The following is a 14953-nucleotide window of genomic DNA, read 5'->3' as shown; positions in this document are numbered from 1 at the left end:
TATCAAAAAGTCTTCTTTTTTTGCAATGATTTTGGCACTTGATGAGATCAAGTGCTATTTCTTGCATAATTGTTTCAAATTAAATATGATAATTCGTGAATTTTCTTGTCTATGAAGTTAAAAGCTAGGTGTAGGGGAGCCTTGGTTGTCATATCTAATCCGGATTTTTTTAAAATTTCCAGGGGAAAATCAGACCCTCCGCTTTCAAGGAAATTTAAATAAGATGTTAGAGCGTTTTCTTCATTAGCAAGAATTTTTTCCAGGAAACATAATGCCGCTATAATTCCTGTAGCATATTGGTAAACATAAAAGTTGTAATAGAAATGGGGAATTCTGGCCCATTCCATATGAGACAGAGTATCAAATGTAATGACATTTCCATAAAATTCTTGTTGTAAATTACTGTATGTTGAAGAGAAAAATTCTTCAGTCAGAGGAATACCTCGTTCGGCAGCAGAATGTATTTCATATTCAAAGGCTGCAAAGAGTACCTGCCGGAATAGGGTTGCAAAGATAGTGTCTAAACATCGTGAAATAATTGTAATTTTTTCTTGGTTAGAGCGGCTATTCTTTAATAGAGAGTCCATAAGCAACATCTCATTGAGAGTAGAGGCTATTTCTGCTAAAAAAATTGGGTATTGAGCGTTGTGGAATAGTTGGTGTTTTCGGCTAAAATAAGAATGCATACTGTGACCACCTTCATGAGCAATCACTGATACATCGTATAGGGTCCCCGTATAATTCAGTAAAATATAGGGGTGACTGTCATAACAACCCGAAGAGTAAGCTCCGGAACGTTTATTTAAATTTTCGTATTTATCTACCCAGCCTTGGGTCGTTAGTCCTTTTCTTAATATATCTACATACTTTGCACCTAGAGGGGAGAGGCTAGCACAAATAAGATCGACCGCTTCTTGATATGAGTATTTTTTTTCTTCTGATTGATTAATGGGTGTATAAACATCATAGAAGTGGAAATCTTTTAGATTTAATATCTTTTGTTTAAGGGAATAATATTTATTAATTAGTGAAGAGTGTTGTTTTGTTTCTTCAATAAGATTCGTGTATACCGTTGTAGGAATGTTATTTTGATAGAGAGATGCTTCCAAACATGAGTTGTACTTACGTCCTTTAGCATAGAACAGATGTGATTTAATTTGGCCATCGAGTAGGGTGGCAAAGGTGTGACGATATTTGTGATATCTTTCGCATTGAGCAAAATAAGTGGTTTTCCGTAATTCTCTGTCTTGAGATTGCATATATAGAGACGCTAGTGCATGGGATAGAGGATGGGAATTTCCTTCGGAGTCTGTAGCATTTCCAAAGGGGATTTCGGAATCGCTTAGAGAGGAAAACGCTTTGTTGGCCACTTCAAGGGGAGCAAAAGCTGAAGCTAAAATACGTTCCTCTCCTGGAGTCCCTGTGTGTGTAGACAACCTAAAAATTTTTTCTAAATAAAATCTATAAGAAGATAAACATGGAGTAGATAGGTGCTTAGCAATTGTTTCTTTAGGAAGACTAATTAGAGCTGGTTGAATCCAGGAAGTTTCTTCTTTGAACAAGGTATAAAGATAAATAATAGACTTAAGATCGGAAATGCTTTCAGGATTAGTGATATCTTGGTCGTGCACTAGATGAGCGTAGGTATAGAGTTTATCCAATTTCCTTTCTATGGACAAGAGTTGCTTTAATAATGACTCCAGAGATTCTGGTTGTTCCATTTGATAGTAGTTGGCTTGGAGTTCCGGCCATACAGAGGATCCATCTGTTGTTAATTTGAAAGTGTCTAGGTCTTGTTTCCATTCATCTCTATGAGGATATAAGGAGGAGATATCCCAACAATCTTCGGGAGAAACTTCATGTCTTTGGGGAACTGTTTGCTGTTGTAAATCTGTAGTCATGGCTTCTTATGTTTATCTAGTTATTCAGAAGCAAACCACTATAAAGTAATTTTAAGGAAAATCCAAGAAGGATATTTTAATTTTTGTAAATTAGAAGGGGTTAGAAGTGTCAATAAAGATCGTTGGAATGCGGAATTGGTCTTCAAGATAATTTGCAAGTGCTTTTGGCCCCACTTTTTCTGTTGCTGTGTGTCCGAAGGCTAGGAAATGAATATGGTTTTCTAATGCTATAGACCAAGCAGGTTCATCAAAATTTCCTGTAATAAAGCAATGAACTTTACTTTTAATAGCCTGTGATAGCTCTTTATAGGCTCCTCCAGAAATTATGGCTGCGGAGGAAATTGATTCAGGACCACCAAGAGCTTGAGCTTTTATTGGTGCGTCGTAGTATTTAGAAAGTATTGAAATAAATTCTTCTATAGGAAGAGGGGGGAAGGTTCCTTGAACTCCTAGGTGAGGGAGAGAGCTACCAAAAGATTGTAAGTTTTCCCATTGTAAATCCAAAGCGACTTTCCAATTATTTCCCAGGGTTTTGTGAGCATCCAAGGGGAGATGGTATGCAATAAGATGTATGCGATTTTCAATAAGTTTTTGTAAGCGTGTATATAGCATGTCTGTTATGGGGTAGGGCATGCCATTCCAAAATAATCCGTGGTGTACAATTAAGACATTTACATTAGATTCGGCAGCTATCTGTATTGTTTCAAGATCTGCTGAAGTGGCTACGGCTATTTTTGAGATAGGAGTTTGGATATCTTTTCCTACTTGTAACCCATTAGGGCAGTAATCAGAAAAGATTTGAGGGGAGAATAGATCATTCAAGTAGGTAAGGAGATCAGCAACGTTCATTATAAAGGTAAGGTTTATTAACTTAACTTTAAATTAATTCATAAGATATAAATTCTATGCAATCTGAATAACTAAATTTTTGGTTGCCAATACTCTAGCTTGTTTTCTTTGTCTTTGTCTTAGGACGGGTTAGATTTCCAGATTTTGTATATTAGACTTTTCTTTTCAAGGTTACGATAATTTGGATGGAAATTTTTGACTTTTTATAGATTATGATAACTCCTTTACCCCCTTACTTTGTTTCTTTACCAGTTTCAGAGCAGTCAAAAATGAGTTGGAGAGGGAAGGTTTATCTATGTGTGATTAGTGTTTTTCTTATTATATCTATAGTTGGTTGTGTTTCTGCTTTAAGTTTAGGATTGCCTCCTATCTTAGTGATACTGAGTTTAGTGTTGTTCTTGCTTTTTAGTGGGGCGCTATTGGTTGTGTTGTCTAATGTTGGGCAGAAGCTTCTTGATAGTTACTCTTCTTTGTCTATGTTACCTGAATCTGAAACATCTTTACCTAAGCCATTTTTGTATGTTCTTAGGGAGGTGTATCCTAGGGTTTTTTTGGATTTTTGCATAGAGAAGCAAGTTACGATTCAGGATCTCAGAAGTGTTCTTACAGCATTAACTACGGGAAATATGGACGTTGTATCGGGAGATACAAGGAATAAAGTTGATTCTTTTGGTTTGCAGCGTCTCCAAAAAGAGAATTTATCAGATTTACCTCCTCTAGAAGCTGTTTTAATACAAAATTGTCCTTGGCAATTTGTGATGAAGTTTATTTCCTTGGGAGATTATGTCTATGAACAATCAGGCATGACTCCCGAAGTATATTGGACTCAAAGTATGAGTCATGGTTCAGGATTGCATGTGTTTAATCATTTTACTTGGTTATTTTCTCATGTGGTCACTCAAGATGAATACGAACAACTTTTAAGTAATGTGGGGAGTGAGAGAATTCTGGCGAGTCAAGATGATTTACTCAAGAGTTTGGCCGAGCGTATGAAAATACAATTGAATAATACGCGTAGTAATCTCTCTGATGCACAAAAAGATGAGTTGAGGTCACGTATTATTTGTGATCCCCAAGGTTTACTGTTTTATTTATTGCATCTAGGTGTCAATTGGGAACAGATTCAATTATTTAGACAACTTCCTTTCGATTGCGCTTATTTATTTTCGTTATATGATTTTGAGATAAACGAGGTGATAGATAAGATTTCAGAGAGTTCTCCAGAATATGATCCTGAGATCGCTCTTTTAACTTGGAGTGATGGAGATCCGTTAGAGATTGCGGAGGAGAGGAGACAACAGGGCGTGTTATGAAAGAATCTGGAAAAGTGATTTATGTTCTGTTTTTTAGTATTTGGTCTCCTTTCTTGCTTGATATTGTTCTTGATTTGTTCGCAGAAGGTTAAGAAAGTTAAAAGTGTTGCTGTTCCTGAAGTTTATGCATCGTGCTCTTGGGATTCCTGGAAGTTATTTGCGTGTGATTCGAGAGAAGTGCCCAAGGGTTATTCATAGTTTATGTATGGATCAACGCCTAACCATTCAAGAGTTGCGTCAGGTTGTATCCGTTTTAGGGGATAAGTTAAGTATAGATCATCTAACTGCAAATATCCCCCCTGAGTTTGTATAAAAATTACCATCGTTAGTTTTTAGAAGAAATAGAAGAAATATCCCGAGAAGATATTGAGGGTAGTGATACTCTAATCAATGCTTTGCTTTATTTGTTGACCAAGCATTCTCTTTGCAATAACAATTTAGGAACCGAATGAGATCTAGGTAGGTGTCTACTTACTTCAGGTAAGTGGAATTAAGCGGGAAAAGTGTTTTATACTGTAACCTAATTGTTGTTTCGTGATTTTTTCCGGTCTTGAGTCGTGTTTCACGACGATTATGCATAAACATTAGATTTCTCAACCCGGAGTGATGGAGGTCCTTTAGGGGTTTTAGAGAAGATTCGAACATTCTGGTGTATTATAAAGAATGTGTAAATAAAAACTTTTAATTTTGTTGTTTTCCTCTTTTCTAGAGTTTTTATCCACATTGATTTCTTTTTATTTTGTAAAAGTCTTTCTCTCAAAAGAGATGAGATATTATAATGTTTACAGTTTGTTCTGTACCATTAGTTTAGGTTTGTTATGGATCCTGTTAGTGTCAGTGGCTCAACAAGTCCTGGCTCTCCTGCCTTATCGCCAGAGAGATCAGGTGTGAGTTTTCGTCTTAAAGTTGTTGCAGGATTGGTTAGCGCACTTATTGCAATTTCATTTGCCATAGCCTTAGCACTAGGGGCCCTATCTTTTCCTCTAGGTATTCCGATAATTTCAGTATTTGGTCTTCTTTCTTTCTTGATGTTGTCCTTGATTTGTGTGCAAAAGGTTAAGAAAGTTAAAAAGGTTGCTGTTCCTGTTGCTGTTCCTGTTGCTGTTCCTGAAGTTACTATGCGTCGTGCTCCTGAGATTCCTGCGGGTTGTTTGCTTGTGATTCGAGGGAAGTACCCAACGATTATTCATAGTTTATGTGTGGATCAGTCCTTGACCATTCAAGAGTTGCGTCAGGTTTTACCTGTTTTAAAGGATGAATCGAAATTAGATAGTCTATCTCCAGAACTATATCAAAAATTACAATTGTTTGGTCTAGATTTGTTGCTAAGGGAGTGTCGATATAGAAAGCTTCCTCCTTTAGATGAAGTATTGACTGAGTCATGTTTTCTATATTTCTTGAAGAGGTTCATTGAACTAGGTCCTAAGGATGTTCCTATTACTGAAGGTCTTGAGCCTGAAATTTATTGGACGAGCCCAGTAGGTTTGTGTTCGACAGCTTATGTAGCTTTTGGAAAATTAGGCTGGTTGCTTGTTAATTCACTTGATAAAAAGGAATTCTCACTACTAAGTGATGCTGCAAAACGGAATAATTTTGATTATGTAAAGGATGTCGTTGAGAGTATACGTGAGCGTGTTGAGAAATTAATGGAAACATATTCTGATGTTTTAAGCCCAGAAGATGTCATGGGTATTAGATATGTCTTCAATTTCAATAAAGTGTTGTACTTCTTCTTACATGGTATGAATTGGGATCAGGTGAAGTTATTAAGAAGCGTGCCCTTCGAAATGGCATGTACATTTTCAAAATTTGATGATGCTGCGAGCATTAGGCATACTGCTTGGATGCTTATCATGGGTAATGTTTACCCACTTCTTGATGAATCTTCTCCTCAATATGATCCTGGTATAGCATTACTTACTTATGAAGAGTTATCAAAAGAAATGGAAAGCATGCCGTTAGAAGCTACTATGAATATTACAAAAATGGATATTTTACTTCAGTTGCTGAGCAAGCATTCTCTTTGTGATAACACTTTATTAAATGAACAAGATCAGCACATCCGTTCAAATGTCTCGAGTAGATGGAGACTGTTTGATTATGATAAAGATGGAAACAGAACAAAAAGAAAAGCACACAAATGATCTTTTGATTTGTTGCAGAAGAGTTGATTCTGTTATAAGTATGCTCTGGTTGCCCTGTATTTTTTTGTAGAGCACTTGTATTGTTGCATAGCTTTTCTATAGCTCTCTAGATTCTATATGGGGAGCCTTCTATTATTTTAAATTAGATCTTTTATTTCAGATTGTTATTTATTTCATTTAAGTTAATTTAGGAATAGGATTTTAGGATAGAGTCAATCCTAGCTTTTTGTTTTATAGTTTATTGTACATGCTTTAGAAGATTACTCACATCTAAATGCATTTACTAGTAAATTATGATGAGGAGCTTAAGGGAAAATGTCTGTGGTTTTCATTTTTTAGTTTTTTGAATGAATATGATGATTTTAGTTATGAACAATCTCTGAATTCTTTTTAATTTCAAGCATATCTATGTGATAATAGGTTTGCCTAACTATCTGGAGCGAAGATGTCGATGTCTTGTGAAGATCCTTACTTAAATATAAAAAAATGTTTAGCTCGTGAAGCTGCTACCTTAGTGATGTCTGGTATGGTAATTGGATTGGGGAGTGGTTCGACATCTAAAGAATTTATCTATGCGGTTGCTGAAAGGAGAAATTGTGAGAAGTTAGACATTCATGCTGTTGCTTCTTCAAAAGATTCTTATTGTTTGGCTTCTAGTTTAGGTATTCCCATAGTGAATGATGAAGAGTTTACAGAATTAGATCTTGTAGTAGATGGCGCTGATGAAGTTGATCAACAGTTGCGGATGATCAAAGGTGGTGGTGGAGCCGTTTTCCGTGAGAAGATTTTACTTCAGGCCGGTAAGCGGCGCATTATTCTTGTAGATGAAAGTAAGAACGTAGATGTTTTGGGGAATTTTGGGGTCCCAGTAGAGATTAGTCCTTTTGGTAAAGCAGCAATTATTCATAGTCTCAAAGATCAAGGGTATCTTGGTAATTTGAGAAAAGGCTCGGATGGTAATCTATTTATCACGAACAACGGGAACTATATTTATGACATTCATACGCCAAATTTCTATCCTCATCCCGAGGAGTCTCTTTTACAATTGTTACAAATTCATGGCATTATTGAAGTCGGGTTTGTTATAGCAAATGTTGAAGTATGGTTGGGTCATGCTAACGGTCAGATTACCAAAAAGAATACCGGAACATTATGAATAGAGACAAAGAGTTAGTGCAAGATTCTCATTTAATTTTGCTCAGTTTTTATAAGTTAGTTAGTTTTTGTCACTATGCTGGGATTATTTTAGGCACAGAAGAAAAAAAATTTGCTGTATATGGCAATGTATCCATGGGTACAGCATTTCATAAATTTGAATCCAATGCGATGCCCTGTCCTCGTCCACTTACTCATGACTTATTGAATTTTGTTTTTTCTGGTTTTGATATTCAAGTAGTACGTGTTGTAATCAATGACTACAAGGATAATGTATTTTATACGCGAATGTTTTTAGAGCAAAAACGAGGTGACTTGATTTATATTCTAGATGTTGATGCTCGCCCTAGTGATAGTATTCCTTTTGCATTGGAGCATAAGGTCCCTATTCTTTGTATAAAGTCAGTTTTTGATGACACGGTTCCTTATCAGGAGTGAAAATATAGAGTTCTTATGAAAAAAATTCCTTATGCGATTTTAGAAAAAGGTTCTTTATTGTTAGCTTCTCCAGATATAGATCAAGGAGTTTTTTCTCGTAGTGTGATTTTACTTTGTGAGCATAATTTGAATGGATCTTTTGGGTTGATTCTGAATAAAACATTAGAGTTAGAGATTTCTAGTGATGTTTTTTCTATTGATAGGGGGAGCCAAGAGAATATTCGTTTTTGCATGGGTGGTCCTCTTCAAGCTAATCAGATGATGTTGCTGCATTCTTGTTCCGAGATTCCGGAGCAAACTTTAGAAATTTGTCCTTCTGTATATTTGGGGGGTGATCTCGCATTTTTGCAAGATATAGCTTCTAATGAAGGAGGACCTCGTGTGTATTTATGTTTTGGATATAGTGGTTGGCATGCAGGACAGTTGGAAAGAGAGTTTTTAGATGGTAATTGGTTTCTAGCCCCTGCAAGTTATGAATATGTATTTTCTGAAGATCCTGAAAATCTTTGGTCTAAGATTCTTAGAGATCTTGGAGGTCGCTATGCTTCATTAGCTACGGTTCCTGAAAATCTTTTATTAAATTGATTGTTTAAATCGTTTTCTAGGTTTATTTTAAATCCAATTTTTTCAGAATATTTCTCTTATAACTAAGAGGTAGTTATGCCTATTTTAGATAAGATGGTAATGACGTATTCTGAGGCATGTAAGTATTTTCCTGGAGGTGTAAATTCTCCTGTGCGTGCTTGTAGAGTGGTAGGCATTGAGCCTCCCATTGTTTCTAAAGCTTATCGCGATGTTTTTACAGATAGTCAGGGAAAGGATTATATTGATTTTTGCAATTCTTGGGGTTCTTTGATTCATGGGCATAGTCATCTGCAGATTATAGAAACAATTTCTCATTATTCTTCTTTAGGAATTTCGTATGGTTTGACTTCAGAACATGAAATTGCTTTTGCATCGACACTTCTTTCTGTTTTGGGTTATGAGGAGCACAAGGTACGTTTTGTTTCTTCAGGGACAGAAGCAACTATGACTGCCGTGCGTCTTGCTTGTGGAATTACCGCTAGGTCAGTGATTATAAAGTTTTCAGGATGTTATCACGGGCATGCGGATGTCCTATTGTCAGGAATTAGTATCAATGAAGAAAACATTTCTTCCTTAATTTCTATTATAGATACCTATAGATCTTCCCGACACTATCTGCCTTTGACGTTAATTTTACCTTATAATGATCTACCCTTATTTCATGAGGTTATGAATCTCATTGGTGATCTTGTTGCGTGTGTTATTTTTGAGCCAGTTTGTGCGAATATGGGAGTTATTCTTCCTGTACCGGGATTTTTAGAGGGCATATTGGCTACTTGTCGGAGGTTTTCTTCTTTATCTATAGTTGACGAAGTTGTTACAGGATTTCGCCTTGGATTAAGAGGAGCTTGTGAGAAGTTTTCTCTCGTTCCTGATATTACTGTATATGGAAAAATCTTGGGTGGCGGCATGGCTGTTGCTTCTCTAGTTGCACATCAACAAATTTTAGATCATTTGCAACCTTCGGGTAGTGTTTTTCAGGCAGGTACATTATCAGGAAATCCTATAGCTATGGCAGTAGGAAAAGCTTCTATAGGATTATGTAGTGTCCCTGGATTTTATGATGCATTAAATACTCTTGCTCTGGAGTTTTTTTCTCCTATACAAGCGGAAATCTTATCAAGAGGTTTTCCTGTGTCTTTAGTGTATGCGGGGTCAATGTTTACCTTTTTCTTTAGTGAGACGCCTCCGAATAGTTTTAGTGAAGCTCAGCAGAGCGATATTTCGAGATTTGGAAAGTTTTACCGTCAAGCATTCTCTCGTGGGGTATATTTATCTCCTTCTCCTTTAGAAGCGAGTTTTTTGTCTTCTATCCATAGTCGGGAAAATCTAACCTATACGCAAAATGTTCTTATTGATAGTTTAAGTGATTGTTTTTGAGAGTGAAATCAGGATATTCTCAAAAATTGAGGAAAAATGAAAAAAAGAAGCACTTTACGTTTTTTCCAGATGCTTTGTGTATTCCCATTAGAACTAGGTAGATGGCTAAGATTTATTTTTTCTGTTGTGAAGAGTTTTTCATATAGGCAGAGATTACTGCATTCTGTGAGTATTCAAGGGTATTTGATAGGAGTAGCTTCTTTGCCTGTGGTTATACTTACAGGAGCAGTTACGGGTATTGTTTTAGCTTTACAGTCATACTACCAATTAGGAGTGCATGGCTTGTCCTGCGCTATAGGTTTTTTTGTTGTTAAAAGCATATTAGTGGAAATAGGGCCTGTACTCACAGCTCTTGCTCTTTCAGGAAGAGTGGGTGGGGCTATTTCCGCGTTTTTAGGAACAGTACGTATGACAGAGCAGGTTAGTGCTATGGAGACTTTAGGAGTGAATCCTTTAGCTTATTTTGCTTTACCTCGTATTATTGCTGGTATAATTTCTATGCCTGCACTAGTTATCGTTGCAGTATGGTCAGGAATCTATTGTGGATATTTGTTGTGTAGATATGCTTTTCATATCTCTTTTCAGGTATATTTATGTATGGTTTCTGGGCATGTGTTTATGTCTGATGTTCTTATGGTAGTTATCAAATCTGTAGTGTTTGGTTTTATCATTACGTCATTAGCATGTTATCAGGGTTTAGGAAAGCATTCTCGTGTTACAGATATTACAAAAATAACAACATCTGGGGTAGTTACCTCTTATGTTTCCATCTTATTTGCAAATTGTTTTATTACTACCATATTTCATGTATTTGGTTGTTAGGAAGATAAGTGAAAGAGCCTTGGATTATTGTGGACAGTATTGATAAAAGTTACTGTGATTCTGAAGGACAAAAATATCAAGTGTTACATGGAGTCTCTTTACAGGTATTTCCCGATGAATTTTTAGTGATTTTAGGGAAATCAGGAACAGGAAAAAGTGTATTACTTCGTCATATTATAGGCTTAGAAATTCCTGATTCTGGAGAGGTGAGATATTCAGAAGCTTTGACACACAAAGGTCGTTTAAGAGAGCTAACTATTGGCATGGTATTTCAGGGAGGAGCTCTTTTTGACTTTCTTTCTGTACGCGATAATGTAGCTTTTGGCCTCCATGCATATAATGAGCGTCATAAAACATTGTCTGTTCAAGAAATTGATGAGAAAGTCAATCAGGCTTTAGCAAACGTTGGTTTAGAATATGTTGCGGATTTTATGCCTAATAAGCTTTCTGGAGGAATGGTGAAACGTGTTGCTTTAGCACGCTCTTTAGTTTACTCTCCAAAACTTGTTCTTTATGATGAGCCTACTGCAGGTTTAGATCCTGTAACGAGTAGAGAAATGACTTTATTAATTTCTCGTGTGCGTAAAGAACAGGGAATTGGAGGAGTGATTATTACTCATGATATTACCTTAGCTCTTTCTCTTGCTGATCGTATTGCTATTCATGATCGGGGAACAATATCTCGTATTTATACTAGAGAGGAATTCGTTCAAACTGAGGATCCCTTGGCTAAGCAATTTTTATTGGAACATTTGTAGAAGTTAGGGAGGCTGAATGCCTAGAGAAGATCACAAATCATTATGTTTTGGCTTATTTCTATGTATGGGGATCTTAGGATTATTTTCCGTCATGTTTTTTTCCCAAGGAATCAAGGGGATAATAAACAAGAAGTAAGAGTAGCTTTCACTCACTTAAGCGGCGTGAGTAAAGGAATGAATGTATGTTTAGCAGGAAAAAGTATAGGTTCTGTAGTCAAAGTGCAAGATATCATAGATAAACGTATCTATGGAGATGAAGGACAGTTATATTGTTATGAATTAGTTCTAAAAATTGATTCCGGGATTTCCTTATATAAAGATGATATTTTTGCTATGTATTCTCCCAAGGTTATAGGAGAAACCATTATTAATGTTATTCCTGGGGTATCGAGAAACGAGCAGCAGCGTTTATGTTCTGAAGATCTTGTGTATGGAAGGAATATCGATCCCATGGAGAAATTGATACAGTTTATTGACAAGGCTGACAAAGCAATAAATCAATTAGAAAATGAAACAATGCGTATTTCTTCGCAATTATCCCTGCTATTGGATACAGAAAGCAATTGCTCATTAGTACAGCAGATGCATTTAGTTTCAGAATCAATACATAGGAGTTCTGAAAGTATTGTCCATTGTTTGGATACAGAACGCGTACAGCGGATCGATAAACTCATGGAAGATTGTAGGGATATTGCGGGTATGATGAAAGAGTATGGTTTGTTATATCAGTACAATGCACAGTGGAAAAAGCAACAGAAGTTAAAGGATAGATAAGTCATTATATTAAAAATTAGGAAATGAGATTTCCTAGGAAAATAAGAAGATTTCTGTTTTGTTCTAAGTATAAGTTTCATCAGAGGAATGAGGCTGTGTTATGGATAAGATTTCAGATGCTGTAAGTGAGGCTCTTGAAAAAGCTTTTGAACTTGCTAAGTCATTAAAAAATCCTTATGTAAGCGAAAATCATTTTCTAAAATGTCTATTAGAAAATACAGAATCGCTGTTTTATTTAATTATCAAGGATATACAAAGTAATCCCAAACTTCTCATTTCTGCAATAGATGAGGCTCTAACTCGCGAACCTACAATTGTGGATGGGGGGAACTTACCTAAACCTTCTCCTGGGTTGCAGAGTCTGATTTTAGATGCTAAGAATATTGCTAAAGACTTAGGGGATGAATATTTATCTGGAGACCATGTACTTTTAGCTTTTTGGAATTCCAGTAAGGAGCCTTTTGCCTCATGGAAAAAGACTATAAAAATGTCTTCGGAAGATCTAAAAAATTTAATTATTAAGTTGCGTCGTGGTCATCGTATGGATTCTCCAAGCTCTGAAAGCACTCTACATGGTTTAGAAAAATTTTGTAAAAACTTAACGTCATTAGCAAAAGAGGGGAAGTTAGATCCTGTTATTGGCAGGGATGAAGAAATTCGCCGTACTATTCAAGTTTTATCACGTAGGACAAAAAATAATCCTATGCTTATAGGGGAACCTGGAGTTGGGAAAACCGCAATCGCTGAAGGATTAGCTTTACGTATTATTCAGGGAGATGTTCCCGATAGTTTAAAAGGGAAACAGCTTTATGTTTTAGATATGGGTGCTTTGATTGCAGGAGCAAAGTATCGTGGAGAATTTGAAGAAAGACTGAAAAGTGTTCTTAAAGACGTAGAAGCCGCTGAAAATGAAAGTATTTTATTTATTGATGAAGTACACACTCTTGTTGGCGCTGGAGCCACAGACGGTGCTATGGATGCTGCTAATTTGTTAAAGCCTGCATTAGCTAGAGGAACCCTCCATTGCATAGGAGCCACAACTTTAAATGAATATCAAAAATATATTGAAAAAGATGCTGCTTTAGAAAGGCGTTTCCAGCCGATTTTTGTTACGGAGCCTTCTTTAGAAGATGCTGTATTTATTCTTCGTGGTCTTCGAGAGAAATATGAGATCTTTCATGGAGTTCGTATTACCGAAGGCGCTTTAAACGCAGCAGTTTTACTCTCTTATCGTTATATTGCCGATCGCTTTCTTCCTGATAAAGCTATTGATTTAATTGATGAGGCAGCAAGTTTAATTCGCATGCAGATAGGAAGCCTACCTCTACCTATTGATGAGAAAGAAAGAGAACTTGCGGCATTGATTGTTAAACAGCAAGCAATCAATCGTGAGAAAGTTCCATCATATCAGGAGGAGGCAGCTACTATACAAACCTCTATAGATAAACTTGAAGATGAGCTCAAAGTATTACGTGCACAGTGGGATGAAGAGAAAAAGCTCATAGCTGGACTTAAGGAAAAGAAAAATTCCTTAGAAAATATGAAATTTTCAGAGGAAGAAGCTGAGCGCATAGCTGATTATAATCGCGTTGCAGAACTTCGCTATAGCTTGATACCTGCTCTTGAAGAAGAAATTCGTCAAGATGAAGAAACTTTAAATCAAAGAGATAATCGTCTTCTTCAGGAAGAAGTAGATGAACGTTTGATTGCTCAGGTAGTTGCAAATTGGACAGGAATCCCTGTGCAAAAAATGTTAGAAGGGGAAGCTGAAAAACTACTAGCTCTAGAGGAGTCTTTAGAAGAGCGTGTTGTTGGACAACCTTTTGCTATTGCTGCTGTTTGTGATTCTATACGTGCAGCACGTGTGGGTCTCAGTGATCCTCAGCGTCCACTGGGGGTATTTTTATTTTTAGGACCCACAGGGGTGGGGAAAACAGAACTCGCTAAGGCGCTTGCAGATCTTTTATTTAATAAAGAAGAAGCAATGATACGCTTTGATATGACAGAGTATATGGAAAAGCATTCTGTAGCAAAGTTAATAGGGTCGCCTCCAGGCTATGTAGGTTACGAAGAAGGAGGGAGTCTTTCTGAAGCTATAAGACGACGACCTTATTCTGTAGTGCTCTTCGATGAAATCGAAAAAGCAGATAAAGAAGTTTTCAATATTCTTTTACAAATTTTTGATGAAGGGATTCTTACAGACAGTAAGAAACGAAAAGTAAATTGTAAAAACTCTTTATTTATTATGACTTCAAACATTGGTTCTCATGAGCTTGCAGAATATTGTAGTAAGAAGGGAAGTGATGTTAATAAAGATAAGGTGCTATCTGTAGTATCTCCTATTTTGAAAAAATATTTCACTCCAGAGTTTATCAATCGTATTGATGATATTTTGCCTTTCGTACCTTTAAATACTGAAGATATTGTAAAAATTGTCGGTATTCAGATGCGTAGAGTAGCTCAACGATTAGCAGAAAAACGTGTTACATTGACATGGGATGACTCTGTAATTTTGTATTTAAGTGAACAGGGGTATGATAGTACTTTTGGAGCACGTCCTCTGAAACGCTTGATTCAGCAGAAAGTAGTTACTCTTTTGTCTAAGGCTTTGCTGAAAGGAGATATCCTCCCAGACTCTTCTATAGAGCTTACTATGTTTAAAGATGTCCTAATTTTCAAAAAAAATAAATGAAAATAAGGGAAACCCTGCTTCTTTTTGGGGAGCAGGGGAAGTGAAGTAAGTCAGAGATGGAATTTTATCCCCAGATCTATGTTGTAATTTCTGGAAGAACCTCACAACTCAAAACCAAATTGTGAGAAAATCTCCAATCTTC

The 14953-nt window shown here is 36.4% G+C and carries 12 protein-coding genes and 1 pseudogene; 11 read left to right on the top strand and 2 right to left on the bottom strand.

The features are described from left to right. Positions 1-74: 74 nt before the first annotated feature. Positions 75-1901, bottom strand: coding sequence for an oligoendopeptidase F (gene pepF, locus RT28_RS01995; protein WP_038500549.1), 1827 nt, complete (start codon positions 1899-1901; stop codon positions 75-77). A gap of 90 nt (positions 1902-1991) precedes the next feature. Next, complete coding sequence (locus tag RT28_RS01990; protein WP_038500546.1) at positions 1992-2750, bottom strand: Nif3-like dinuclear metal center hexameric protein; 759 nt, start codon at positions 2748-2750, stop codon at positions 1992-1994. A gap of 269 nt (positions 2751-3019) precedes the next feature. Here RT28_RS01990 and RT28_RS01985 point away from each other — a divergent pair, with 269 nt between their 5' ends. The 11 genes and pseudogenes from RT28_RS01985 (at position 3020) to RT28_RS01935 (ending at position 14811) form a co-directional block, all read left to right on the top strand. Further along, positions 3020-4063, top strand: coding sequence for a DUF1389 domain-containing protein (locus RT28_RS01985; protein ID WP_240991537.1), 1044 nt, complete (start codon positions 3020-3022; stop codon positions 4061-4063). A 124-nt stretch (positions 4064-4187) separates the two neighbouring features. Further along, on the top strand, positions 4188-4376 hold the full coding sequence (locus RT28_RS04995) for a DUF1389 domain-containing protein (RefSeq protein ID WP_038500540.1): 189 nt from the start codon (positions 4188-4190) through the stop codon (positions 4374-4376). A 505-nt stretch (positions 4377-4881) separates the two neighbouring features. Continuing rightward, positions 4882-6207 (top strand): DUF1389 domain-containing protein, encoded by a 1326-nt coding sequence (locus RT28_RS01975; RefSeq protein ID WP_038500537.1) that lies wholly within the window; start codon positions 4882-4884, stop codon positions 6205-6207. A 445-nt stretch (positions 6208-6652) separates the two neighbouring features. Then, complete coding sequence (gene rpiA / locus RT28_RS01970; protein ID WP_174362030.1) at positions 6653-7363, top strand: ribose 5-phosphate isomerase A; 711 nt, start codon at positions 6653-6655, stop codon at positions 7361-7363. Beyond that, positions 7360-7800: a bifunctional nuclease family protein gene (locus RT28_RS01965; protein WP_020356306.1), complete on the top strand. Its 441-nt coding sequence runs from the start codon at positions 7360-7362 to the stop codon at positions 7798-7800. Before rpiA ends, RT28_RS01965 begins: the two co-directional genes overlap by 4 nt. Positions 7801-7815: 15 nt before the next feature. Next, the gene (locus RT28_RS01960; RefSeq protein ID WP_020356305.1) at positions 7816-8385 is read left to right on the top strand and encodes a YqgE/AlgH family protein; all 570 of its coding nucleotides are present in this window, start codon (positions 7816-7818) and stop codon (positions 8383-8385) included. 75 nt (positions 8386-8460) lie between these two features. Further along, the gene (locus RT28_RS01955) at positions 8461-9765 is read left to right on the top strand and encodes a glutamate-1-semialdehyde 2,1-aminomutase (RefSeq protein ID WP_038500529.1); all 1305 of its coding nucleotides are present in this window, start codon (positions 8461-8463) and stop codon (positions 9763-9765) included. 36 nt (positions 9766-9801) lie between these two features. Beyond that, a complete protein-coding gene (locus RT28_RS01950; RefSeq protein WP_038500526.1) occupies positions 9802-10587 on the top strand; it encodes an MlaE family ABC transporter permease in 786 nt (261 codons plus the stop codon). Positions 10588-10595: 8 nt separating this feature from the next. Beyond that, the gene (locus RT28_RS01945; protein ID WP_020356302.1) at positions 10596-11345 is read left to right on the top strand and encodes an ABC transporter ATP-binding protein; all 750 of its coding nucleotides are present in this window, start codon (positions 10596-10598) and stop codon (positions 11343-11345) included. Between the two features lie 16 nt (positions 11346-11361). Then, positions 11362-12119 (top strand): annotated as a pseudogene (locus RT28_RS01940) (MlaD family protein). Positions 12120-12219: 100 nt separating this feature from the next. Next, positions 12220-14811 (top strand): ATP-dependent Clp protease ATP-binding subunit, encoded by a 2592-nt coding sequence (locus tag RT28_RS01935; RefSeq protein ID WP_038500523.1) that lies wholly within the window; start codon positions 12220-12222, stop codon positions 14809-14811. Positions 14812-14953 lie beyond the last annotated feature (142 nt).

It is taken from the genome of Chlamydia avium 10DC88, from assembly GCF_000583875.1.
Lineage (GTDB): Bacteria > Chlamydiota > Chlamydiia > Chlamydiales > Chlamydiaceae > Chlamydia > Chlamydia avium.
The sequence above is the reverse complement of the archived record's forward strand: the minus strand, read 5'-3'. Positions and strand labels throughout refer to the sequence as shown.